Raw genomic sequence first — 26,236 nt, 5'->3', positions numbered from 1 at the left:
TATTATTAAGCTTCGTTTGTATTTCTTACTTTCACTTGATACACTACATTTGGTTTTGTACCAATATAATCTAACACATGGAAAGCTCTTTTATCTTCTTTTAAATGCGCTACAGTATCTTCTGAATTATTAACATCACCAAATACCATTGATCCAGTTGAACATGCTTGAGCACAAGCCACTTCGAACTCATCCTTCTTAACTGCTCTTCCTTCTTTTTTAGCCTTTAAAATAGTTGCTTGTGTCATTTGAATACACATAGAACATTTCTCCATAACTCCACGAGAACGAACAACCACGTCTGGGTTTAACACCATCTTACCGTACTCATTATTCATATTGAAGTCAAACTCATTGTTTTCAGCATAGTTAAACCAGTTGAAACGACGAACTCTATATGGACAGTTGTTTGCACAATATCTTGTACCAACACATCTGTTATAAGCCATTTGATTTTGACCTTGACGACCATGAGAAGTTGCTGCTACTGGACATACTGTTTCACATGGTGCGTGATTACAGTGCTGACACATCATTGGTTGGAAAGTAACCTGAGGGTTTTCAGCAGGATTTTCTAATGCATCAAATAAATCACCTTTACTTAATCCTAAAACATCTTCTGTATACTTTCTTTCAAGCTCTTGATTGGCAATTTTACCAAACTCTTTATTAACCTTTCCTTGAATATCCGTTGCTGGTAAATCAGGATAATTAGCTTTGTATTTTTCAGTTAATTTAACTTTATATGCAGCTTTAAACTCATCTAAAGTCATATCACCTTGCACTCTTGAAGAATAGTAACGATCAATACGTAACCAGTGCATATCTCTACCAACACGTACTTCATCTTTACCAACTACTGGCACATTGTTTTCAGCGTGACAAGCTACAACACATGCTCCACAACCTGTACAAGATGTTAAGTCAATAGACAAATTGAAATGATGACCGATACTTCTATCATGCTCATCCCATAAATCAATTGTACTACCTTCTTTTTCTTGGTGATCATAAGAAACCATAAATGGTTTATTCCAAGTATGCTTTGGGTCTAATTTATTATTAGAAACTTCTTTTAAAGAAGCTTCTCTTAAAATATCATGACGCCCAGCTAATGTACTTTGAACTTGTGTACAAGCAAACTTATGCCATCCTGCTCCTTTTTCAATAGTAACATTGTATTGTACATTGTTTCCATCTTTATAGAAAGGATATGCATTTATACCAACTTGCATTTCTTCTTTTAATCCTTCAACTCTACCATAACCTAATGCTAATCCAACAGATCCTTTTGCTTGACCTGGTTGAATCATTACTGGAATATTTTTAATACTTACTCCATTAACAGTTACATTAGCGTAATTACCATCAATAGCTCCGTTATCTTTAACAGGGTTATCAAAACCTAATTCTTTAGCATCAGCCATAGAAACAGTTAAGTAGTTATCCCAAGACGCACGTGTTATTGGATCCGGTAATTCTTGTAACCAAGGATTGTTGGCTTGTTTACCATCTCCTAAGGCAGTTGATGTATATAGGTTTAATTCAAATCCTGAAGATTTAACAGAACCTGCTAATTGAGAACCTGCAACATTGATATCAACAACTGTTTCTGTCTCTGTAGCTTCAGTTGTAGTTGCCTCTTCAGCTACAACCGTTTCTCCTTTAAAGAATCCATCATGTAATGCTTGGTTCCAAGATTTTTCACCTAAAACATTTGCACTCCAAAATTCTTTTAAAGTATCATAATAGTTTTTAGTACTCCCTGACCACTTTAATAAAACATCTTGTAATTGACGTGTATTAAATAATGGTTGTATAGTAGGTTGCATTAAACTATAAGTACCAGCATTTGCCATAACATCTCCCCAACTTTCTAAATTGTGAGGTGCTGGCAATGTATATTCTGTAGCATTAGCTGTTGCATCATTCTGAGTAGAAATTGCAACAGATAATTTCAAGTTCTTTAATCCGTTTACTAAATCAGTAGCATTCGCTAAAGTATAAACTGGGTTTACATTATAAGTAACTAAACCTTTTACTTTACCTGATTTTACATCAGCTACTAATTGAGTAATTTGAGCATCGTTACCTTGACGAGTTAAATTAACTCCTTTCGTATCGATTACTTCACTATTTAATGCTTTGTTAATTGCTAAAGCAATTAATTGAGCATTTTTGTCATTTATTCCTGTAACTACTACTCCTTTTGACCCTGCCTTTTTAAGATCTGTTGCTAAACTTTTTATTTTAGCATCAAATGGAGTTGCTTTTGAAGGAAGACTACCTCCAACTACAGCATTGTATAAATTGATTAATGCATATACCTGATCAGATGGCTTAGCAACAATTCTTCTGTCGGCATTTGCACCAGCTAAAGACATGTTACTTTCTATTTGAACATGGTATGACATGTTTCCTGTTTCTGCTCTACGACCTTCTGCATATGACTTTTCATATCCACCTTGCCAATCTCCTAAGAAATCTGCACCGATAGACACAATAACTCCTGCTTTACTAAAATCGTAATTTGGTAAAGCACGCTTACCATACATCGCTTGAAAAGCATCAGCAGTAGCACTTTCAGATACTGCATCATAAATTACATGCTTTACATTTGGATAAGCAGCAATAAAATCAGCAATCACTTTTTCAGTAGAAGGACTTGCTAATGTTCCAGTTAGTAAAACTACAGGTTCGTTAGCGTTTTTTAATTGAGCTAATTTTGCTATAATTTCTTTATCAGCATCAGCCCAAGATATTTGAACTTTTCCTTTTTTAGGTTCTTTTAAACGTAATTTATCATCATATAATGATAACACAGATGCCTGTGTACGTGCATTAGTTACCCCACCCGCCTCTTTATTAGGCATAATTTGGATTGGACGACCTTCGCGTGTTTTTACTAGTACGTTTGCAAAATCAAAACCATCAGCAATTGTAGTTGCGTACCAATCTGCTACACCTACTACAATATCATTTGGTTGTACTACATAAGGGATTGATTTTCTTACTGGACCTTCACATGCAGCTAATGATGCAGCAGCAGTTGTAAATCCAACATATTTCAAGAAATCTCTACGTGAAGTTGATGAAGTTTCTAATGTTTCTTTATCACCTAAAAACTCATCTGTAGGAATATCTTGTACAAACTCATTATTACGTAGCGTTTCAACAACAGAACTATCTTTTAGTTCTTCAACACTTTGCCAGTATTTTTTGTTTGAAGCCATTTATATACGTGTTTTTCTACTTTCTAATTGATTAATAGTGGCACTTACCACACTCTTTTCCACCTAACTGTGCAATAGTTACTTGCTCAACTCCATACTTCTTAGCTAATTCTTTATGAATTTTAGCGTAGTACTCGTTACCTTTCAAGTCAACTTTTGTCTCTTTATGACAATCAATACACCAACCCATTGTTAATGGAGAATGTTGCTTAACTTCATCCATTTCCTCAACAGGCCCATGACATTTTTGACATTTTACACCTCCAACAGTTACGTGCTGTGAGTGATTGAAATATGCGAAATCTGGTAAATTATGTACTCTAATCCATTTTACTGGTTTCGTTTTACCTGTATATTCTAATTTATCAGCATCCCAACCAGCTGCGTCATATATCTTAGCTATTTCTTTATCTAATTCAGCTTTACCTAACATTTCGTCATTGTGTTCAACTTGTAAACCATCAGCAACCTCAGAAATATTTTTATGACAGTTCATACAAACATTAACAGATGGAATTCCTGAATGCTTACTATGTTTTGCCGAAGAGTGACAGTATTGACAATCAATCTTATTATCTCCTGCATGAACTTTATGTGAAAACGCAATTGGTTGTACTGGTTGATATCCTTGATCCACACCAACTTTAAACAATGTTCCAAATAAAACATATGCTGTCATTAACACTCCAAAGATCACAAATAAGACATGTAAAAATGTATTCTTCTTTATTCCTTCCCAAAGCTCAGCAGCTTGACCTAATAAACCTGGTGTTTTTGGAGCACCTTTTAACTCGCTAATTGTTTTTAGTAAACTTCCTATAATCAAGAAGGCAACAACAATAGCAGCAGCTAAAATGTACAATATCCATTTTGGAGCATCCCCCTTTTTACCTCCGTTATCATCCCCTGTTTCTGGACCTCCAACAGGCTTAAGCTCACCAACAGTAGTATAATAAAGAATATCATCAATATTCTTATCTGTTAACTGAGGAAAAGCGGTCATGTTAGACCCCTTATACTCTTCAAAAATCGCAATTGCATCTTTATCTCCAGATGCTCTTAAAGCCGCATTGTCTTTAATCCATGCCTTTAACCAATCATTTTCTCTTCTTTCTTCAACACCACCTAATCCTGGTCCGATAAGCTTTTTATCCAACTTATGACAAGAAGCACAAAGAGATTTGAATAATTTTTTCCCTTCCTTTTGACGAGCCTCATCAACATCTTGTGAATAGGTCGAAAAACTTACTAAAAAGATTAAAAAGAAAGCTAAACTCTGTAAGAGCGTTTGAGTCAATTTACTGTGATGTTTCACACTTTTCATACTATAAAATATAAGTTTTGTATCTATTTTGGTACAATTTTTTCTATACCCTAATTATAAAAACAGGTTACAGAAAGTTGCACAAAAGTACTACTTATCTCTAAATTGTGAAATGTTAAGAGTTTCCTAATTCATAATTTATACTAATTCTAAATAAAGTTTTTAAACAATCTATTATTTAACAAGTCGTTACTTTTGTAAAAAGTTTAATATCTCATGAAAAATAAACAATCATTTATACTTTTCTTATTTTTATTAATTGGTAGCATTTTTACCATAAACGCTCAGTCAGACTATAAAAATGAAGAAGCAATAAAAAAATTAATAGAAAAAAAGAGAGAGTATAACAAGTCAAATAAAACTGGTTATAGAATTCAATTGTACAATGGTCTTGAAAAGAATGCTAAACGAATTAAATATAGATTTCAAGTTGAATATCCAGGAGTTACTACACACTTAGGATACAAAGCGCCTGAATGGAAAATTCAAGTTGGCTATTATAAAACTAGGCTAGATGCTGATAGGGCTCTAAATAAAATTAGAGAAAAATTTTCTGGTGCTATTGTAATCCCAATGTAAAATATTTTAAAAAAGAAGAGACCGTTTAAACGGTCTCTTCTTTTTTTTCTTCTACTAAACCATCATCTTTTATGATGGACGGGAATATGGTCGGAGCTATTTTTTTAACTGGTTTATACAATATAGATTCTTCTAAATTTTCTTGACTTACAAAAGGTATTGTGTCATTCATTTTACCAAAGAAAATAAATAAAACGCTTAATATCAAGCCAATTTTTAAAGCTCCAAACACGCCTCCTAAAATTTTATTCAATATACCTAAAGCTGCAAAATCGGCTATTTTCGTTAAAACTTTGCCCATTAACGCTACCACAACAATGATAGCCACAAAAGTAACTGCAAAAGCAGCTAATGAAACATATTTCTCATCCCAATCAACACTATCTTTAAGCCAGTCACCTGCAAAGTATGAAAAGTGTATAGCACCATAAACACCTGCAATTAATGCAACTAAAGAAGCCACTTCTACAAAAAGTCCTTTCATCAAACCTCTTACAAAACCAAACAATAATAGTGCAGCAATAATTATATCAAATGTATTCATGAGTTTAATCTTGTATTTATTCTTCAACCAAAACAATTCTACTTTGTTAGGTTTATAAAAGTTTACGACAAATATAAACAACTCGTTTGTATCTTTGCTTTTTTTTAAAACATGGATAAAAAAACAGACTTAAAAGAGAATTGGAATTTATTAACTGATAAGTTATCAAAACAATTTGCTGACGGTGATACTTTAGATGTTGATAGTATCATTTATTTAATAGGAGTTCAAGAATTAGGTAAAGGACACCAAACATTTAAAAAAGATGAAAAGATAAATCTTATGCATATTGCTATATGTAAACTTTTAGAACCTTATGGGTATTATGAGTTTGATTATTTTGATAATGATGGTTGGCCACATTATAAAACACTAACTGAATTGCCAAATTTAAAGCCTGGTGAACAGTCGGTTCTTATAAAAGAAGCCATTGTTAATTATTTTATTGGCCTAGGTTTTATTAACTAAACAGTTTTTAACTTCTTTTTTAATTTGTTTTATTGTTAAAATAACAAATCTCTTGTTTTTCAAATAAACTGTTATATATTTACTGAGTAATAGTCTTGTTTATTTGTAATTAAGAAGTTAATAAAAAACTTTGGTACGCTTCTTGAAAAGACAATAACAAACAACTCGTTTTAAACCCTTAATAATAACTTTATCAAAACATTATGATGAAACAATTACTAAGCCTACTAATAGTATTAATGACTAGTTCAATAGTTAATGCACAATACTCTATTAAAGGTACAATGACTCCGCCAGAAAAAAGTGACTGGGTTATGCTACATAGATTACAAGGAATAAAACCTAAATTTATATCACACACTACTATTAAGTTTGATACTATTAAAGTAGGTGCTGACAAACAAGTAATAGGTAGATTTTCTTTTGAATTACCAGAAACTGCTCAAACAGGTGTATACCGTGCTACTTATAGAAACAGTGGATCAGGTTTTGTTGATTTTATATTCAATAAAGAAAATGTTGAATTTATTTTTAACCCAAAATATCCTGAACAATCTATTACTTTCACTAGCTCTAGAGAAAACAAAGTATTTAGTAAGTACCTTGAACAATCTGCTAATGCTCAAAAAGAAATCAACTCCTATCAAGTTAACTACATACAAAACCCTGTTAGGGATGTAAAAAAGGCTTATAAGAAAGCAGTAGAAAAATTAGAAGACTTGCAAGAAGCTAACGAAAACAAATCTGAAGGAATGCTTTCGCATCACTTTATAAAAGCCTCAGCTCAATATAATTCTTCTAGTCCTATAGATAATATGGAAAAATATGTAGCTTCAAAAGTTGACAATTTTTTCAAATATGTTGATTTTGAAAGTAAACCTCTTTACCAATCTTCTTTTTTAATTGATAGAATTAATGATTTTGTTTTTTACTTAAACTACTCTGAAGATCAAGTTACTCAACAAAAATTATATAAAGAATCTATTACTAAAGTTTTAGATGATGCACTATCAAGTAAAAGTTTTAAAAAGGAAGCTATTGAGTTTTTAGTTACTTCTTTTACCGATAAAAGAAATTCAGAAGTAGTAGACTGGTTATTTACCGAATTCTATGACAAACTAGATAATAGTGACCAAAGCTTTAAAGCAAAAAAACTAGGTCAGTTAAGTGTTTCTGTTGGACGAGTTGCTCCTGATTTTTCATGGAAGGAAAACGGAACAGACTACAAATTATCTACATTAAATGATGGGCAAACTTATTTATTAATTTTCTGGAGTACTGCTTGTCCTCACTGTGTTAAGGAAATTCCTGATGTTCATAATTTCATGAAACAGTTTAGTAATACGTCTGTAATTGGATTTGGAATTGAAAGTGACGACACTAAATTTAATGAATTCAAAAAACAATTAGATGGGTGGCATAATGTTTATGGAACTCACCCTGATAACAAATTTGACAATGAAACTGTAAGAGCATATAAAATTGATGCAACACCTACTTACTTCGTTTTAGATAGCAATAAAAAAATTATTGCAATCCCTAACACTGTTGAAGACGTTCACAAATACTTTAAAAGTTTATAACTGAACAATACATATTTTACAAAAGCCAATATTATTACGATATTGGCTTTTCTATTTTTAAAAAAATAAAAAGGCATCTTCAATATGATCAACAACTATTTTATCATTCTTCTTTAGAATAGCAATAATATCAAATTGCACCTCTATATCAATATCCTTTTCAACCACATAGTTATTAATTGCTGCTACCAATAATTTAATTTTTTTAGGATTTACAAAGTCTTGTGGATTTCCATAATAATCTGTTGAACGGGTTTTCACCTCTACAACAGATAATACATTATCTTTTTTAGCAATTATATCTACTTCTGCTTTTTGGTAACGGTAATTCTTTTCTAGTATGGTATAGCCTTTGTTTTTTAGGAAATCTTCAGCTAACTCCTCTCCTTTTTTTCCTAATTCGTTATGTGCTGCCATTATTTAAAAATAACTAAAGCCTTTTTAGTATCAATAGATAATTGAACGTTTCTACCAAAAATTAAAGCTCTATTATCAGGTTCGTGACCCGCTGGAAAATTAAACATAACTGGTATATCTTTAGGTAGCACCTCTAATATTAACTGTTCAATTGAATTGCCCCAAGGAGTACTATTCTTCTTTACTTTCGTCATTCCACCAACTATGACTCCTTTTACCTTTGTAAAATAATTAGCTCTTTTTAAACTTTGCAACATCCGATCAATTGAATATTTATATTCACCAATTTCTTCAATAAACAAAATTTTACCTTCAGTAGAAATTTGACTTTTTGACCCCAACATTGAAGCTAGAATAGCAATATTTCCACCTACTAATTCACCTTCAACATTACCTCTTCTATTTTTTTTAGATGAAGAAACACTATACTCCAACTTTTCTCCAAATAATGCTTTCTTAAAAGTGGTTATAGTATGTGCTATTTTTTCAGGTGTATCTTGCATACTAGTTCCCATCATTGCATGCAATGTTTCTATTCCTAAATTATGAATATGATTATGAAACGCAGTAATATCAGAATATCCTATTACCCATTTAGGATTCCTTTTAAACTTTGAAAAATCTAATTTATCAAGAATTCTTACCGAACCATACCCCCCACGTGCACACCAAATAGCTTTTATATTAGGATTATCAAGTGCATTTTGAAAATCTTGGCAACGTTCATCATCTGTGCCCGCAAAATGGTTATTCTGATGAAACATGTTTTTACCATACATAACTTTCAAGCCCCAACTTTCAGCTAATTCTTTTGCTTTATCAATAACATGCTTTCTATTTTTTAAAATTCCAGCTGGAGCTACAATTGCAATAGTATCTCCTTTTTTTAAGTAAGAGGGTGTAATTAATTTCATTGGAATATTTTGAGCATTAACTATTGAAAAAATAAAAAATAACGCAACAGCATAATATTTCTTTCTCATTTTATATTATTTTAGATAGTAAAAGAACCTTTTCACTATAATTTTCTGGTGAATTACACCATTCTAATTTTCTTAAAATCTCTTTGGGAGGTAAACTAAGATTTGTTGTAAACCCAAACTTATTATAAAAACCTTTTAGTTTCTCAAAAGGCAAACACCAAATAACAGATTTTTTATCAGTGTTAGCTTCACATAAAAAACTCACTATTTTATCTGCCACTCCTATACCTCTATACTTATCAAACACATATATTCCGCCAAGTTCTAAATTATTTTCATCTATATACACTAATCTTCCTAAACCAGCTTTTTCGCCATTAACCTCAACAACAACTATAAGCTCATTTTTATAATCAGAAAACTTAAAGTTAATCTCTTTATATTTAGAATTAACCCAATCAATTTCTGTTTCTTTTACTTTTCTAACCAGAATGTTATTCATATTAATGGTACAGATAAAATATATACGTAAATGTATCTAATTTCTATCAGTTTTAAAAATTGCTTTTTTGTACTTTTGCGCTTTAATTTTTAGCATAAAATTCATGAATACACCAAAAAGATATACAATCACAGCAGCATTACCTTATACAAACGGACCAATTCATATTGGTCATTTAGCAGGCGTATATGTTCCTGGAGATATTTATGCTCGCTTTTTACGAGCTAAAGGTAAAGATGTAGCCTACATTTGTGGTTCTGATGAGCATGGAGTTGCCATACCTATGCGTGCTAAAAAAGAAGGCGTTTCTCCACAAGACATCATTGATAAATATCATGGGATTATAAAAAAGTCTTTTGTTGATTTTGGAATTACTTTTGACAACTACTCAAGAACATCTTCAGAAATACATCATAAAACAGCTTCTGATTTTTTTACAAAAATGTATAATGATGGTGAGTTTATTGAAGAAGTAACAGAACAATTATATGATGAAGAAGCAAATCAATATTTAGCGGATAGGTTTGTAATTGGTACTTGTCCGAAATGTGGAAATGAAGAAAGTTATGGAGATCAATGTGAAAAATGTGGAACTAGCCATAATGCTACAGATTTAATTAATCCTAAATCAGCTATTACAGGAAACGTTCCTACTTTAAAAGAAACTAAACATTGGTTTTTACCTTTAGATAAACATGAAGCTTTTTTAAAAGAATGGATTTTAGAAGGTCATAAAAATGATTGGAAACCTAATGTTTTAGGACAAGTAAAATCATGGATTGATGATGGTTTACGTCCTAGAGCAGTAACACGTGATTTAGATTGGGGAATTCCTGTACCTGTGCAAGGTGCCGATGGTAAAGTTTTATATGTATGGTTTGATGCTCCTATTGGTTATATTTCTGCTACAAAAGAATGGGCTGAACGTGAAGGTAAAAACTGGGAAGACTATTGGAAAAAAGACGACACTAAATTAGTACACTTCATTGGTAAAGATAATATTGTGTTTCACTGTATTATTTTCCCTGCAATGTTAAAAGCACATGGAGACTATATTTTACCAGAAAATGTTCCTGCTAATGAGTTTTTAAACCTAGAAGGAAATAAGTTGTCTACTTCTAAAAACTGGGCAGTTTGGCTACATGAGTATTTAGAAGATTTTCCTAATCAACAAGATGTATTACGTTATACGTTAACAGCCAATGCTCCTGAAAGTAAAGATAATGATTTTACTTGGAAAGATTTTCAAGCAAAAAACAACAATGAATTAGTTGCTATTTTTGGAAACTTCATTAATCGTGTAGTTGTTTTAACAAACAAATATTATAATGGTATTATTCCAACTCCTAATGATTTTAGCGAAATAGATGAGGATACTTTAGCTCAATTAAAAGAGTTTCCAAATATTATAGCCAAATCTGTAGAGCGTTACCGTTTTAGAGAAGCATCTCAAGAGCTAATGAATTTAGCACGTTTAGGTAATAAGTATTTAGCTGATGAAGAACCTTGGAAGGTAATTAAACAAGATGAAGAACGTGTAAAAACTATTATGTATGTAGCTTTACAAATAGCTTCTGGTTTAGCAGTATTATCTGAACCTTTTTTACCTTTTACTTCTACAAAACTAAAATCAATATTAAATTTAGACAACTCACTTACTTGGGCTAGTGTTGCTGAAAAAGATGTGTTATTAAATTCTGAACATCAAATTAACAAAGCTGAATTGTTATTTTCAAAAATAGAAGATAAAACTATTCAAGCTCAATTAGACAAATTAGAAGCTACCAAAAAAGCAAACGAAGCAGCCAACAAAGTAATTGAGCCTCAAAAAGACACCATAGAGTTTGACGATTTTACTAAAATGGACATCCGTGTAGGAACCATAGTTGAAGCTGAAAAAGTTGCTAAAACAAAAAAACTATTAAAGCTTACTGTTAATGTAGGTATAGATACACGTACAATTGTTTCTGGTATTGCTGAAAGCTTTAAACCAGAAGATATAATTGGGCAACAGGTTTCTGTTTTATGTAATCTAGCTCCTCTTAAATTGCGTGGTGTTGTAAGTCAAGGTATGATTTTAATGACCGATACTCCTGATGGAAAACTAGCTTTTGTTCAACCTTCTGAAAAAGTAAACAATGGAGAGTTTATTGCTTAGTTAAAACATTTATTATATTCGTAACCTCACAAATTAATTTGTGAGGTTTTTTGTTTCAAAAAAAGATGAAAAAAATTATTTCCCTTTTAATACTAATTAGTTTAAACTACGTTTATTCTCAAGAAAAGGTTGGTGGTTTTAAAACTGATTTAAAAAATTTTGCTAAACCAATTAAAAAATCATTTTCAATATTTAATAATTACAATGAAAATATTTCAACCTTTTTAATAGGACATAAAACTATCTATTCATACTTATTAAACAAAAATTTTAAGGTTAAGCAAAAATTAACTTTAAAAAATATAAAACGAAATTACAGCGTTTTTATTGGAAAAATATATGATGAGTATAATAATTACACTCTTATTTTTTCCAATAATAAAAGAAATAAATTTGCCTTAATTAAATTTTCCTTTAGCACAAAAGAAACAGTTTTAATTGAGGATAAATTTAACACAAAAGGCTTTCGTTTCCTTCAAAGTGTAAATAAAGGAAATACATCACATTTACTTTTCTTGGATGAAAAATCATCAAATATAGTATCTAGAAATTATTCCATAAATGGTAAAAAGACTTCAACTCTTTTTAATTTTGAAAAAGAGCGTTTTTTAATTAATCAAGCAAAGAAAACATCTTTAAAAAAGCTATTAATAGACTATACTAATCCTAATTATAGAGAAGTTAAAAACATAGGATATGAACTTACTAAAATCAATGACACTCCATATAAAAACAAAACAGTTGACAAATTTTTCTCTACAACCACAAAAAGAAGTCAAATTCCACCTACATCATTAGAACTTACCTCTAGAATAAATAAAATATATGTTAACCAAGATAATGTTATTATTACTCTTGATAAAAACAGGTTCTATACTCAAATTTTAACCTTAAATTTAAATGATGGAAATTATTCACTTGAAAAAATAAAAAAACCTTTATTCAATAAAAGTAATATGTATAAAAGGTCTAACTCTTTTATTTATAATCATTTTATTTTTATTGTTACTTCTACTAAAGATGCTTTAGTTTTTTCTATACACAACCTAAAGAATAAGAAACTATTAAAAAAAATTATTGTCAAATCAAATGAAATCATTAAATTTAAAAACTCTCCTATTCTTCAAGAAGGTGGTGCTTTTAAAAAATATAGAAATCTAGAAAAAACAAGTGGTTTTTTACGTAAAATATCAGAAAGTAATATAGGAATTGGAGTCGTAAAAAATAACGATGGTTATGAAATAGTAATTGGAAGTGAAAAGCAATTTGTTAAAGGATCATCTACTATTTCAATTATTTTAGCTATGGGTTTAACAGGCGTACATGCCAATAGACTTTACACTGACGGTTTTTCAAGAACAAACCTTAATTCTTTCACTAATTATTTAACAACAAAATCAGTCCGTATCCATTGTCTTTTTGATAATAATTTCAACAACAAAGCAGGAGAGATTGAAGTTAATTTATATGACAAGATAACTAACTTTATAAAACCAAAACTAACAAATGATAATGATGGAATTTATTCGATGAATTCAGAAAAAACAAAAGTACTTCAAACTTTTGATGTTTTCAAAATCAGTGATACAACTATTGTTGGTCTTTACTTCCCATATAGAAATAAATATTCTTTCTATAAATTTAACTAATATAATTTTTTAAAAAAATTAGTTCAGAATACTATAAATATGGAGTTATAGATTGGATTCCTAATTGTAAAATAGACGATAATGGTAATTTAACTTTTAAAATATACAACCCTGCTAAAACTAGTATATCTTTTTTTATAGAAGGTATGACACAAAAAGGCACATACATCGTAGGTAGTAAAACTCTAAATACAAGTCAAAATCAATAATAAACTAAATAATATCACTAAAAGCAACTAACCAACTTTTATACTGTTCACCCCTTTACTATTAAGTGAAGGGGTGATTTTTTAAATACTCACAGCTTCTTTTACTTTTGATAAAAACATTTTACCAGATGATTTACCTAAACGAATAATAATTAAATCTTGACTAGGTACGATATATATAATTTGCCCTAAAATACCTAGAGCATAATAATCATCTGAACATTCATTGCTATACCACTGATATTGATAACAATCATTCATTTTATTAGGAGTAGTTAATTTATTTATCCATTTTTCTGAAATAATTTGTTTTCCATTAAATCGTCCTTTATTCAATACCAATCTAGCTAATTTGGCTAAATCAATTGCAGTTGTATTTAAACAACAAAATGCTTTAGTGTTTTTACGAATTTTATCATCTAAACTCCAGGTAGCATTATTTTCCATTTGTAATGGTTTCCATAATTTTTCTTCTAAATATTTACCTAATTGTTTCTTTGATACTCGTTCAATAGCTATACCTAATAGCGTAGTACAAACACTTTGATAATCATGATAAGTACCAGGCTCATGAATAAATTCCATACTTGAAATTTGTTTCATTTGATTTTTCCCATAATACAACTTACTAACCTCATCAAAAGGACTACTGTATGTTTCATTAAACTTTAAACCAGATCGCATATTTAATAAATGTTCTATAGTTAATTTATTAAATGTTTTATTAGCTTCTGAAAGCTCAGGGATATATTTGGTAATTGGATCGTTTACATTATTAATTAGACCTTCATCTAAAGCTATACCTACTAATAAAGACGTTACAGATTTAGATACCGAAAAGATATTAGATATTGAATCTCTTTTATATCCTTCGTAATACTTTTCAAAAAGTATGGCATCATCTTTTATAACTAAAAAAGCTGTAGCTTCTGTTTCTTTATCTAAAAAATCATCAATAAAATGTTCTCTTTCATTTTCTAAAACCTTTATGTTCTTTATTTTTTCTGATAGTTTAGAATTAGTACTATCTTTAAAATAAAACACTTCTTCTCCTTTATTCACTTCAGTATAAGGGAATATTTTGTGATCATCAATATCTGCTTTATAATACCGAATCATTCTTCCTATGTGGCAAGATTGTAAAGTTAAAAACATTAAAAAAAGTAGCACTTTTTTAATCATTCTAGTAAGTTTTAAAATTAATTTATAGTTTCAAAATTAATTTCAAAAACCTTAAAAATGTTTTATTTTACTAGCTGTGTGGTGAAACGCTACTTATTTGTGGTAATTGGTAATTTAGATTTTATTGAAGTTTGTAAATTTCTAGATACAGGAATTTTTTTTCCGAAACCTATATCAATATAAAGTTTTTTATTTTCTATTTTAAATTGTTTAAAATGATTGGGATTTATTAAAAAAGAACGATGAGTTTTCATTAAAAACGTAAATGATTTTTCTAACCCAGATAGTGTTTCTCTAAGTGTTTTTTTCTTTAAAATATTTTTTTCAATGAAAAAAACGTCAACATAATTATCAGATGAATGAATAAAAACTAATTCATCCATATGTAAAGTAATAAGATCATACTTTCCCTTTCCTTTAATGATTATCTTTTTCTTATCAGTTTTAATTTCATTCTCAAAAAATTTACCCATTACATATCTTCCTATAATTATAAAAGGAAGAATTATAGCTAAAGCTGGAGCATAAATCCATTTAAAATAATGGTAATACTCATAAGTATCAGGCTCATTATATGCTACAATATTTTTGTAAAACAAAAAGTTAATTCCAAAGCCAACAACAATCATAAGTACAATAAAAATCAATTCATTTTTTACACGCCAAACACTATTTTTAAATTTGTTTTGATACCAAATAGGCAAACAATAACATATTCCTTGAATTACCCCATAAACAGGAAGAAAAATTAACTTTTCAGTAGTTGTAAACTTATGAATATCAAAAGGCTCAGCAAAAAACAAGAAAACAAAAACCCAAAGACACAAAGTTATCCCTAACAATAAATGATTTTTAATATTTTTATTTAAAGGATATTCTTTCTTCATTTTCTTTATTTATAATTTCAAAACTAACAATTAGATTATTTATTAAGATAACATCTGCCTATTTTTTATTTCATTATTTTTGCTTGACTCCATCAAAATTTAAAATTATACTCTTGATAAAATATATTACCTCTCGTTCAGAAATTTCAGAAAAATCAATTCAAAACACTATTGAATTATTAAATGAAGATTGCACTATTCCATTTATAGCAAGATATAGAAAAGAAAAAACAGGAAATTTAGATGAAGTTGAAATAGGTCAAATTGTTCAATTAAAAGAACAATATGAAACTTTAGAGAAAAGAAAAACTACAATACTAAAAGCTCTCGAAGAACAAGAGGTATTAACAAATGAGTTAAAGCTAAAAATTGAAAACACTGAGAGTCTTACCTCTCTTGAAGATATTTATCTACCATATAAGAAAAAGCGTAAAACTAAAGCAGAAACTGCTCGTAAAAATGGATTAGAACCTTTGGCTAAAATGATTATGAGTCAACGTGTGAATGATTTAGAATTTACAGCATCAAAATACACTTCTAATGCAATTGAAACCATTGAAAATGCTTTAGAAGGAGCACGCCATATTATTGCTGAATGGATAAACGAACGAAGTGATATTAGAAATAACATTCGTTACCAACTAGAGCGTTTTGCAATTATCTCAACTAAAATAATTAAATCTAAAAAAGACGAAGACGGTGCTCAAAAATTTAAAGATTATTTTTCTTGGGAAGAAAACTTAAGTCGTATCCCGTCTCATCGCTTATTAGCAATATTACGTGCAGAAAAAGAAGGCTTTATTCGTATAAAAATTGAAATAGATAATGACCGAGTACTTCAAAAAATAGAAGATCGAATAATTCGTTCTCATAATGAGTCTGCTCAACAAATTGAATTAGCAATCTCAGACTCTTATAAACGTTTATTATTTCCTGCTCTTACTAATGAAACAATGAGTATAGCAAAAGAAAAAGCTGATGAAAATGCTATAAAAGTATTTGCTAAAAATTTACAGCAACTTTTACTTGGTTCCCCTTTAGGTGAAAAACGAATTTTAGCTATTGACCCAGGTTTTAGAACTGGATGTAAAATTGTTTGTTTAAACAAACAAGGTGATTTATTACACAACGAAACTATTTTTCCTCACGCTCCTCAAAATAAAGCTACCGAAGCTATAAAAAAAATTAGTACACTAGTAGATGCTTATAAAATAGAAGCTATAGCTATAGGAAATGGAACAGCTTCAAGAGAAAGTGAGCAATTAATAAAACGAATTCATTTTAAAAACAACATAGAAGTTTTTGTAGTAAGTGAAGCTGGTGCATCTATTTATTCTGCTTCAAAAATTGCTCGTGATGAGTTTCCTAATTACGATGTTACTGTTAGAGGGGCAATTTCTATTGGCCGTAGATTAGCAGACCCATTAGCTGAGTTAGTAAAAATTGACGCAAAATCAATTGGTGTAGGACAATATCAGCATGATGTTGACCAATCTAAACTTAACAAATCATTAGACACTATTGTGCAACATTGTGTTAATAAAGTTGGTGTAAATATAAACACAGCAAGTGCATCGTTATTAAGTTATGTATCTGGTATAGGTTCCAAATTAGCAGAAAACATTGTAAACTATAGAAATGAAAATGGTGCATTTAGCAATAGAACTGCAATAAAAAAGGTACCTCGTTTAGGAGGGAAAGCTTTTGAACAATCTGCTGGATTTTTACGAATTAAAAATGGAGATAATGTTTTAGACGATTCAGCGGTTCACCCAGAACAATATTCTTTAGTTAAAAAAATAGCTAAAGATTCTGGAAATAATATAACAGAATTAATAGGAAATACTTCTGCATTAAAACAAATAAAATTACAACAGTACGTTACTGACTCTTTTGGGTTACCAACACTACAAGATATTATTAAAGAGTTAGAAAAACCGGGATTAGATCCAAGAAAAAAAGCTAAAGCTTTTAGCTTTAACGAACATATAAAAACTATTAATGACCTTAAAACAGGGCAAATTTTACCTGGTATTGTAAACAATATTACAAATTTTGGTTGCTTTGTAGATATAGGCATTAAAGAAAGTGGTTTAGTTCACGTATCAAACCTATCAAATACCTTTGTACAAGATATTAATGAGCATGTTAACTTACAACAACATGTTCAAGTTAAAGTTTTAGAAGTAGACATTCAAAGAAAACGTATTCAATTGAGCATGAATTTTTAGTAAAACTGTAAATCTTATTCTATAAATATATTTTTAATCAAAAAGTAAGACGCAACCTGTCTTACTTTTTGATTTATTTGCTCCTCTTTTTTTACCTAATCATTTAAAAATCTTCAAAATAACTGTAATGAAATTGATAAATTATATAATAATTTATTAAATTTAGTACTTAAGTTAAAAACCCCCATGTGTACATTAAAAATAATAGTTTAATAGTACCATTTTATTTACAAAAAAATGGATGAAAAGAAAATACAGTTATTAGAAGAATCTCTTGCACTTGAACGAAAAGCCCGCAAAGAGGCTGAAGCAATAATGAAGCAAAGATCATTAGATTTACATGATAAGAATCAAGAGTTAGAAGAAACTAACCAAACCCTTTCTAAAGTTATTAATGAAAAACAAATTGAGTTAAACAATTTGTTTAAAACAATTATTGATCCATACATTTTAATGGATTTGTACGGTAATGTTTTAAAAATGAACAATGCTTCTATCGATTTTTTTGGAATTGATAATGAAAAGAATCCTTTCAATGTAATGGATACCCTATATGAGGAAGATATTGAATATGCTATGAATTCATTTCAAGAATTTTTAGAAACTGGGATTTTTAGAAATTTTCAAGCAAGAATTTACAACAATCTAAAAGAAATAAAATGGGTGGATATTAATTGTAATGTAGTTTATGATACTGAAGGAAATCCTACTTTCGCTCAAGGAATAATTAGAGATATTACTCAACAAAAAGTTCAACAACAAGTTTTTGACGAACAAAAAAATCAATTAAATGCTATTGTCGATTATTCTTCATTAGGTATTGTTTTAACAAAAAAAGGAGAAATTATAAAAAGCAATAGAGCTTTTCAAGAGTTACTAAATTATTCTGAAGAAGAACTTTTAGCTTTATCTGTTGGTGATATTTCTTTAAAAGAAGACAAAGAAACATCTGAGTTATACATGAAAAAGCTTGATAACAATGAAATAGAACATTTTTCTATTAACAAACGTTATAGAACTAAACATGGCACTGTAATTTGGGCAAAAACAAATGTTTCTACTGTAAAAACAGGCAGAGGAAACAATAGCTACCAAGTAGCTGTGGTTGAAGATATAACTGAAGAACTTCAAAATCAATCACTTCTTAAAGCCTTAAATAGTTTAATGTCTTCAATATTAGGAAAAACTGATATTTACGATATTGCATGGGAAATCTCTGAAAGAACAACTGAACTTTTAAATTTTGAAGATTTAGTAATTTACTTATTAGATTATAAAACTGGTAAATTAAAACAAATTGCTGCACACGGTGGTAAAGTTGAAAAAAGAAAAATTATACAAAACCAACTAGAAATTAGTATAGGAGAAGGAATTGCTGGTTATGTTGCCAAAACTGGTAAATCAGAAATTATTAGCGATACCTCTAAAGACAAAAGGTATTTAGTAGATGATAAAGTACGCCTTTCTGAAATTTCAGTTCCTATTATTGCAAACAACGAAATCATTGGGGTTATTGATTCTGAACACTCCAATAAAAACTTTTATACAGATTATCATTTAAAAACATTAGAAACCATAGCTAATTTAGCTGCTACTCAATTAAAAAACGCACTTAATTTACAACTTCGAATTGAGGCAGATATTGAAAATAAAGCATTGCTAAAAAGCTTAACTAAAAGTAACCAAGAGTTAAAAGATTTTGCCCATGTAGTATCACATGATCTTAAATCACCTTTAAGGAGTATGAATGCTTTAGCTAGCTGGATTAAAGAAGAAAATGCTAAAACTACCAATCAAGTAATTGATGACGATATTAATTTACTTTTAAAGAAAATTGATAAAATGGAACATTTAATCAATGGTATTTTAAAATATGCTAGTATAGATCAAGTTAAATCTACCAAACAAAAAACAGACCTTCATAATCTAGTAAAAGATATCATAGATACTATTTACATACCTAAAAACATTAAAATAAATATTTTAAACAAGCTACCTAAATTAGAAGTTGAAAAGTTTAGAATATATCAATTATTTCAAAATTTAATAAGTAATGCTGTAAAGTATAACGATAAGCAAGAAGGAATAATAAACATTACTTGTAAAGAAGAAGAAGAAACCTGGTTATTTAGCGTTCAGGACAACGGAATTGGTATTTCTGACAAATACCATAAAAAAATATTTGAAATTTTTCAAACTTTAGAAAAAAGTGAAGATTCAACAGGAGTCGGACTATCTATTGTAAAGAAAATAGTAGATATTTATGAAGGGAAAATTTGGCTTACTTCAAAAATAAATGAAGGTACTGTGTTTTATTTTACGCTGCCTAAATAGTTCTTTTTTCTATTTTTACCCCCTACCATTCTATTTAATTTAATAAAAATTAAATTAAAACTTTCTCTTATCATTAAACACTTGCATTTGAACGAAAGTTAACTTCTCTTCATCAATATAACTTATCTAGCTCGACCTTTTTTTTTAATTTCATTATTCACAACCCTTAACTATAAGAAAGCATTTTGATTCTAAAAGTTAGTAATATACTGTTATAAAAACCTGAAGAATGGATTATCATAAAATACGATTTTTAGAAGAATCTCTTGCTCAGAAAGATGCTGCTCTTAAAAAAGCACAAGAGGATATTAAGAAAATATCTTTAGATTTAGATTACAAAACCGAAGAACTTGAAACTACTAGACAAAACCTATCTTCAATTGTAAACAAAAAACAGCTTGAAATAAATAGTTTATTTAAAAGTATTATTGATCCATATATTTTAATGGATCTTTTTGGTAATGTTATTAAAATGAACAAAGCTTCAATTGATTTTTTTGGTGCGAATAATAACATCGAATCATTTAATGTAATGGATACTCTTTTTCATGATGATTATGAATATGCCATGAAATCTTTTTATCAATTAATTGAAAAAGGTACTTTTAGAAATTTTAGAACAAGAATTTATGACAAACATAAAAATCTTAAATGGGTTGATATTAACTGTAATATTGTATATGACCACAAAGGAAACCCTACTTTGGCTCAAGGAATTATTAGAGATATTACCAAACAAAAACTACAACAAGATATTTTTGATGAACAGAAAAAACAATTAGATGCAATTGTTGAACATTCTTCTATAGGAATTGTATTAACTCAAGAAGATAAAATCATTAAATCAAATAAAGCTATTCAAAAATTATTAGGTTATACCGAAGAAGAATTAACCACACTAAGTATGTCTAGTATTATAGAAAAAAAAGAAATTGACAATGAAGAAGTTAGTAATACCTCCACTAATAAATGTTATCGTTCAAAAAGTGGAAAAACAATTTGGGCAAAAACAAACACCTCAGTTATAAAAACAACTCACAAAAACAACTATCAAGTAGCCTTAATTGATGACATTACAGAAGAATTACAAAACCAGTCTTTACTTTTAGGTTTAAATAGTTTAATGTCTTCTATTTTAGGAAAAACAAACATTCACGAAATTGCATGGGAAATAACAGCAACTTCTGCAAAGTTATTAGGTTTTGAAGATTGTGTTATTTATTTATTAAACTATAAAACGGGTAAGCTAGAACAAATTGCTGCTTTTGAAAATAAAATTGACGCTAACAACATCATAACAAATCAATTAGAAATATCAATTGGTGAAGGCATTGTTGGTAGTGTAGCAAAAGAAGGCAAATCAGAAATTATAAACGACACCTCTAAAGATAAAAGATACATTGTAGATGATAAAATTCGTTTATCCGAAATTTCTGTTCCAATAATTGCAAACAATGAAGTTATTGGTGTTATAGACTCTGAACATTCAACTAGAAATTATTTTACAACATATCATTTAAAAACATTAGAAACCATTGCTAATTTAGCTTCTTCTCAGTTAAAAAATGCTCTTAATTTACAGCTTCGAATTGAAACTGATAAAAAGAACAAAGCATTATTAAAAAACTTAACTTCAAGAAATAAAGAGTTAAAAGATTTTGCACATGTAGTATCACACGACCTTAAATCGCCTTTAAGAAGTATAAATGCTTTAGCAAATTGGATTAAAGAAGAAAACACTATTCATCCGAATAAAATCATAGATGAGAATACGAAATTACTTTTAAAAAAGGTTGACAAAATGGAATATTTAATCAACGGTATTTTAAAGTACACAAGTATTGATCAGGTAAACTCTAAAAAACAAAAAACTGATTTAAATGGCTTAGTTAAGGATATTATTGATACTATTTATGTTCCAAAAAATTTTACCGTCAACATTTTAAATAAATTACCAAAATTAAACGTAGAAAAATTTAGAGTATATCAATTATTCCAAAATTTAATAAGCAATGCTGTAAAATATAACGATAAGCAAACTGGTATCATAAATGTGAAATGTAAAGAGGAGCAATCGCATTGGCAATTTAGTATTGAAGATAATGGTATTGGTATTTCAGATAAATACCACAAAAAAATATTTGAAATCTTTCAAACTTTAGAAAACAATGAAAATTCAACAGGAGTTGGACTCTCCATAGTAAAGAAAATAATAGATATTTGTGAGGGGAAAATTTGGCTAACCTCAAAAGTTAATGAAGGTACCATCTTTTATTTTACGTTACCTAAATAAAAAAGAAACTATAAAAGCCCACAGGTATCTGTGAGCTATTTATTTACTGAAAAAATTTCTTTTAATTGTTTTACCATGTTTCCATTTCCTGAAACAGTAATCTCTCCTATTTTATCTGCTATTTTTTCTACATATTCCATTTCTTTCAACTTGTATAACATCTCATTATCTTCCATTAATTTGGCAGTGTTTAATAAACTTCTAGTAGAAGCTGTCTCTTCACGTCTTGTAATAATATTAGCTTGCGCTTTTTTCTGCGCTACTAGAACTTGATTCATAATTTCTTTCATATCACCTGGTAAAATAACATCTCTAATTCCACAATAAATCAATGTTACTCCTAAAGCCTTTGTGTTTTTAGAAACTTCCTCAAATACAGCATTTCCAATATCTTCTTTTTTCTCTAATAACTCATCTAAAGTATATCTACCTACATAAGACCTTAAAGCTAGTTGCATTAAAACATACAATTGCTTTTCAAACTCCTTATTTGCTAACAATGCTTTTTCGATATCTATAATTTTATACTGTGTATAAAAATTGATTCTAATATTCGCTTTATCCTTAGTTAACAATTCTTGTCCAGAAACCTCTAATTGCAATTGTCTTGTATCAACTTTAGCTATTTTAATAGAAATATCATTTCTCCAAAATCTATATACACCACCAGTTATGGTTTTAGTATATACATCATCTATTAACAACACTGCTTTCTCATACGCAGCTACTTCAAATACTCTTATGTATTTATTTACAGCATAATTTTTAAACAACGCTTTATCTAAATTTTCAGTGATATAAATTTTACTAATATCAATGGTTTGAAAAGTTCTTTTTACTAAACCTTTCCAAAATGTATATCTCCCAGCTTCTAAAGCACGCTTAAAATTATTATTTTCATATACAAAAACTAACTCATTATCTTTTACTTCAATAACCTCTAACATCGCAACCAGCTCTTCATCTTTTAATAAAACTTCTAATGCTAGTGAAATATTAAAATCTTTAGTTAAATCATATGTATTTACATATTGATTAAAACCTAACCAATGCAAGCCACTAGTAATTACTTTTTGATAGTCTCCATTTTTAAAAACTAAGCCTACATTTCCTTGATTAATTCTTACTCTTTTCATTTTTTCTTTTGTTTTTAATTCAACTTCTTTTATAACAATTCATTCCAATAAAGGAGAAACTTGTTCTTTTTTAATGAAAAGTATTGAGTACTCATGCTTATAAAAACACGGAAACAATAATTTTAAAAAAGTCCATATTTTAATTTAACAAATGGATTACAGTTTATACTCAACAATAATTGACTTACTAAATATGAATACTTCACTTATTTAAAAGTTATTCTTTCAAGTACGTTTACAAGTGTTTATTTAAAAACTTCATTAAACACTCAATACTTTTACTTTTTCATCAGTTTTATAAGATGATGAGCTTCCTAAAAAACCTACATTATGAGTGTAGTGCTCTAACCAACTGAGCTACAAAGCCTTTTTTTTAGTGGCCTTGACAGGAATCGAACCTGTGCTAAAACAGATAGTGAAAGTATCTGAATTCACTAGAACCGAAATCTAGCGCGTCTACCGTTCCGCCATCATATATGAAATATGAGTGGGATTCGAACCCACATGAATTTTGGAGATTATTTTTTGGCTAATAATCAAACCTTCAAGTCAAGTTACACATACAAACTCAATACAAAACTGTAAAATTGTATACAATGGTGCTATACAGAAACACGCAACAAGATTTACTTGATATTTTAATGTCATTAAAATGAAGTAATGAAGAAGTTCTTTAACAGGTTACTTCATTTCACTTCGTTACATTCGTAATGACCTTTTCATTTTAATATGTTAATGAACTTCTTTAATTTGCCTCATCATACTCCATGTTATGATGAGGTCTTTCATCTTTTTTCTTTTGCAATTCTCCCACTTTTAACGGCGTTCTTTTTCAATTACTATGCAAATATTTAACACAGCTACGTAGTCTTTTTGCGTAATTAAAATATTTTTGATTTTTTGTAGGAATAGCAAGATTCGAACTTGCATCTTTAGAATCGTACTCTAAAATTTTATCCAATTAAACTATACCCCCTTTTTTAATAATTACTATTTTGATTAATATTCAAATTTTGTAAACCTGATAGGATTTGAACCTATACAACAAGAATCAAAATCTTGTATGCTAACCATTACATCACAGGTTTCTCTTCTAGAGAAAGAAATAAATCTTTATTCTTTATTAGTACGGGAAGAGAGACTCGAACTCTCACATCTTTCGATACTAGATTCTAAATCTAGCGTGTTTACCAATTTCACCATTCCCGCATTTAATTTTGTCTGAGAAGTAGGGCTCGAACCTACAGCCTCCTGCATCCAAAGCAGGTAAACAACCAATCGTTATCTTCCCAGTTTTGCAGTACTGACGGGATTTGAACCCGCAACTTTCCGAGAGACAGTCGGACACACTAGCCATTGTGCTACAGTACTATTTATATAAGTGATAGAATCCAAATCTAATAAGTTGTCTAATTACTCCACACTTTCTTTTATTAAGTCATTGCGAATGAAATGAAGCTATCTTTTAATAGATTCCTTCTTCGTTCCTCATCAGAATGACACATTTTATTATTTGATCAATTCTCAAACAAGTTTCAATTACTTCAATCATCGAGACAAGGATGAGATTACTTCGTATTCTCATCTAATCTAGAATTGGATTTCCGTAATTCTCAAACAAGTTTGGATTACCTCAATCATAGAGACAAGGATGAGATTGCTTCGCGTTCTCATCTAATCTAGAATTGGATTTCCGTAATTCTCAAACAAGTTTGGATTACCTCAATCATAGAGACAAGGATGAGATTCGAACTCATAAAAAACGGAGTTGCAGTCCGCTGCCTTTGCCATTCAGCCACCTTGTCGTTTTATTCCATAAAAAAAGCATCTCCTTAACCGGAGATGCTTTACAATTATGTATGAATATATAATTAGCTTATATCATCATAATATATCTCCTTTTTAAAATTGAACTCCTGATCATCACATAGTATACATAGGCTACTCGGTAAGCGAAACTCGAAGTAGTTTTGTTTTATATGTTGTGAATACTGTTTCATTTTATGTTCTTATTTTTATTTTTAATAGTATATCTAGTCAATATCAAAACAATAATTTCTCTTGTTTTGATGTTGCAAATATGTAACACATTTTTTAATTACACAAGGAAAAAATAAATTTAAACCACTGATCTACAAGTGTTTAATTTGATCTTATCCACTAGGAATCCTGTCCGTTATTTAACGGATAATAAACTTTCACACAATAGTCTGTCTCTCAATTGTTTGTTACTTTTTATTATTTGATTTTCTTAACTAAAACATTTTTATTTTTTTTCATAAAAAAAGCGTCCAATTGTTAATTGGACGCTTTGTATTGTTCTGTGATTAATTTAAAAGTATTAAATCACTGTTTATTTTTACATACATAACATCCTTTTCGCCAAATACTCGGGCGAAAATCAAATGAACAAAGCTGTATTTGCTCTTTAGTATGTATATATTTTAATTCCATTTCTTAATTATTACTGCAATATTACTATTTTTTAGTTTATGATAGACCAAACCAACTCTAATTTAGCACCAAAATAAATAAGGTTTCATAAAAAATGACAAACATTTTTTTATTTCTAAACGATTGTTTA

17 protein-coding genes and 7 tRNA genes are annotated in these 26,236 nt (G+C 29.2%); 8 read left to right on the top strand and 16 right to left on the bottom strand.

What is annotated here, in order from left to right; genetic code table 11:
- Positions 1–5 precede the first annotated feature (5 nt).
- Together ACKTTQ_RS15435 and ACKTTQ_RS15430 are read right to left on the bottom strand one after the other, a co-directional pair.
- Positions 6–3,233: a TAT-variant-translocated molybdopterin oxidoreductase gene (locus ACKTTQ_RS15435; protein WP_408049735.1), complete on the bottom strand. Its 3,228-nt coding sequence runs from the start codon at positions 3,231–3,233 to the stop codon at positions 6–8.
- Between the two features lie 31 nt (positions 3,234–3,264).
- On the bottom strand, positions 3,265–4,557 hold the full coding sequence (locus tag ACKTTQ_RS15430) for a c-type cytochrome (protein WP_408049734.1): 1,293 nt from the start codon (positions 4,555–4,557) through the stop codon (positions 3,265–3,267).
- A 216-nt stretch (positions 4,558–4,773) separates the two neighbouring features.
- Between ACKTTQ_RS15430 and ACKTTQ_RS15425 the strand changes: the two genes are divergently transcribed.
- Positions 4,774–5,136 (top strand): SPOR domain-containing protein, encoded by a 363-nt coding sequence (locus tag ACKTTQ_RS15425; RefSeq protein WP_093869832.1) that lies wholly within the window; start codon positions 4,774–4,776, stop codon positions 5,134–5,136.
- A gap of 25 nt (positions 5,137–5,161) precedes the next feature.
- Here ACKTTQ_RS15425 and ACKTTQ_RS15420 read toward each other — a convergent pair whose 3' ends face one another.
- On the bottom strand, positions 5,162–5,680 hold the full coding sequence (locus ACKTTQ_RS15420) for a CvpA family protein (protein ID WP_093869831.1): 519 nt from the start codon (positions 5,678–5,680) through the stop codon (positions 5,162–5,164).
- Positions 5,681–5,791: 111 nt separating this feature from the next.
- Between ACKTTQ_RS15420 and ACKTTQ_RS15415 the strand changes: the two genes are divergently transcribed.
- Complete coding sequence (locus tag ACKTTQ_RS15415) at positions 5,792–6,148, top strand: hypothetical protein (RefSeq protein ID WP_093869830.1); 357 nt, start codon at positions 5,792–5,794, stop codon at positions 6,146–6,148.
- 203 nt (positions 6,149–6,351) lie between these two features.
- Positions 6,352–7,731, top strand: coding sequence for a TlpA family protein disulfide reductase (locus ACKTTQ_RS15410; RefSeq protein ID WP_093869829.1), 1,380 nt, complete (start codon positions 6,352–6,354; stop codon positions 7,729–7,731).
- 57 nt (positions 7,732–7,788) lie between these two features.
- Here ACKTTQ_RS15410 and ACKTTQ_RS15405 read toward each other — a convergent pair whose 3' ends face one another.
- From ACKTTQ_RS15405 to ACKTTQ_RS15395, 3 genes are read right to left on the bottom strand one after another with little or no spacing between them, the layout of a single operon-like run.
- Positions 7,789–8,148: a YraN family protein gene (locus tag ACKTTQ_RS15405; protein WP_299133325.1), complete on the bottom strand. Its 360-nt coding sequence runs from the start codon at positions 8,146–8,148 to the stop codon at positions 7,789–7,791.
- Positions 8,148–9,131, bottom strand: coding sequence for a S66 peptidase family protein (locus ACKTTQ_RS15400; RefSeq protein WP_408049733.1), 984 nt, complete (start codon positions 9,129–9,131; stop codon positions 8,148–8,150). Before ACKTTQ_RS15400 ends, ACKTTQ_RS15405 begins: the two co-directional genes overlap by 1 nt.
- 1 nt (position 9,132) lies before the next feature.
- A complete protein-coding gene (locus ACKTTQ_RS15395) occupies positions 9,133–9,573 on the bottom strand; it encodes a GNAT family N-acetyltransferase (RefSeq protein ID WP_113786080.1) in 441 nt (146 codons plus the stop codon).
- A gap of 103 nt (positions 9,574–9,676) precedes the next feature.
- On the opposite strand from ACKTTQ_RS15395, the gene metG reads away from it, so the two are divergent.
- Positions 9,677–11,731: a methionine--tRNA ligase gene (gene metG / locus ACKTTQ_RS15390; protein ID WP_408049732.1), complete on the top strand. Its 2,055-nt coding sequence runs from the start codon at positions 9,677–9,679 to the stop codon at positions 11,729–11,731.
- Between the two features lie 65 nt (positions 11,732–11,796).
- Complete coding sequence (locus ACKTTQ_RS15385) at positions 11,797–13,380, top strand: hypothetical protein (protein WP_408049731.1); 1,584 nt, start codon at positions 11,797–11,799, stop codon at positions 13,378–13,380.
- A 290-nt stretch (positions 13,381–13,670) separates the two neighbouring features.
- Here the strand turns inward: ACKTTQ_RS15385 and ACKTTQ_RS15380 are convergent, their stop codons facing one another.
- Together ACKTTQ_RS15380 and ACKTTQ_RS15375 are read right to left on the bottom strand one after the other, a co-directional pair.
- Complete coding sequence (locus tag ACKTTQ_RS15380; protein WP_408049730.1) at positions 13,671–14,771, bottom strand: serine hydrolase domain-containing protein; 1,101 nt, start codon at positions 14,769–14,771, stop codon at positions 13,671–13,673.
- Positions 14,772–14,860: 89 nt separating this feature from the next.
- Positions 14,861–15,658 carry a LytTR family DNA-binding domain-containing protein gene (locus ACKTTQ_RS15375; protein ID WP_408049729.1) on the bottom strand — a complete coding sequence of 266 codons (798 nt, stop codon included), beginning with the start codon at positions 15,656–15,658 and terminating at the stop codon, positions 14,861–14,863.
- A gap of 107 nt (positions 15,659–15,765) precedes the next feature.
- On the opposite strand from ACKTTQ_RS15375, the gene ACKTTQ_RS15370 reads away from it, so the two are divergent.
- The 3 genes from ACKTTQ_RS15370 to ACKTTQ_RS15360 all read left to right on the top strand — a co-directional run bounded on the left by ACKTTQ_RS15370 (position 15,766) and on the right by ACKTTQ_RS15360 (position 22,516).
- On the top strand, positions 15,766–17,889 hold the full coding sequence (locus ACKTTQ_RS15370; protein WP_408049774.1) for a Tex family protein: 2,124 nt from the start codon (positions 15,766–15,768) through the stop codon (positions 17,887–17,889).
- A 237-nt stretch (positions 17,890–18,126) separates the two neighbouring features.
- A complete protein-coding gene (locus tag ACKTTQ_RS15365) occupies positions 18,127–20,223 on the top strand; it encodes a PAS domain-containing sensor histidine kinase (RefSeq protein WP_408049728.1) in 2,097 nt (698 codons plus the stop codon).
- A 229-nt stretch (positions 20,224–20,452) separates the two neighbouring features.
- Positions 20,453–22,516, top strand: a complete 2,064-nt coding sequence (locus tag ACKTTQ_RS15360) for a PAS domain S-box protein (protein ID WP_113786086.1) — start codon at positions 20,453–20,455, stop codon at positions 22,514–22,516.
- A 35-nt stretch (positions 22,517–22,551) separates the two neighbouring features.
- Here the strand turns inward: ACKTTQ_RS15360 and ACKTTQ_RS15355 are convergent, their stop codons facing one another.
- The 8 genes from ACKTTQ_RS15355 to ACKTTQ_RS15320 all read right to left on the bottom strand — a co-directional run bounded on the left by ACKTTQ_RS15355 (position 22,552) and on the right by ACKTTQ_RS15320 (position 25,457).
- A complete protein-coding gene (locus ACKTTQ_RS15355) occupies positions 22,552–23,652 on the bottom strand; it encodes a slipin family protein (protein WP_093869818.1) in 1,101 nt (366 codons plus the stop codon).
- Between the two features lie 377 nt (positions 23,653–24,029).
- Positions 24,030–24,121: transfer RNA gene (locus ACKTTQ_RS15350), tRNA-Arg, on the bottom strand.
- A 434-nt stretch (positions 24,122–24,555) separates the two neighbouring features.
- Positions 24,556–24,628: transfer RNA gene (locus tag ACKTTQ_RS15345), tRNA-Arg, on the bottom strand.
- 40 nt (positions 24,629–24,668) lie between these two features.
- Positions 24,669–24,740: transfer RNA gene (locus ACKTTQ_RS15340), tRNA-Gln, on the bottom strand.
- Between the two features lie 39 nt (positions 24,741–24,779).
- Positions 24,780–24,861 (bottom strand) — tRNA-Leu (locus ACKTTQ_RS15335).
- A gap of 11 nt (positions 24,862–24,872) precedes the next feature.
- Positions 24,873–24,945: transfer RNA gene (locus ACKTTQ_RS15330), tRNA-Pro, on the bottom strand.
- 5 nt (positions 24,946–24,950) lie between these two features.
- Positions 24,951–25,023 (bottom strand) — tRNA-Asp (locus ACKTTQ_RS15325).
- A 361-nt stretch (positions 25,024–25,384) separates the two neighbouring features.
- Positions 25,385–25,457, bottom strand: a tRNA-Cys gene (locus tag ACKTTQ_RS15320).
- Between the last annotated feature and the right edge of the window lie 779 nt (positions 25,458–26,236).

Origin of the sequence: Tenacibaculum halocynthiae (assembly GCF_964512825.1) — a bacterium.
GTDB lineage: Bacteria > Bacteroidota > Bacteroidia > Flavobacteriales > Flavobacteriaceae > Polaribacter > Polaribacter halocynthiae.
This window is presented reverse-complemented; position numbering and strand designations above follow the sequence as displayed.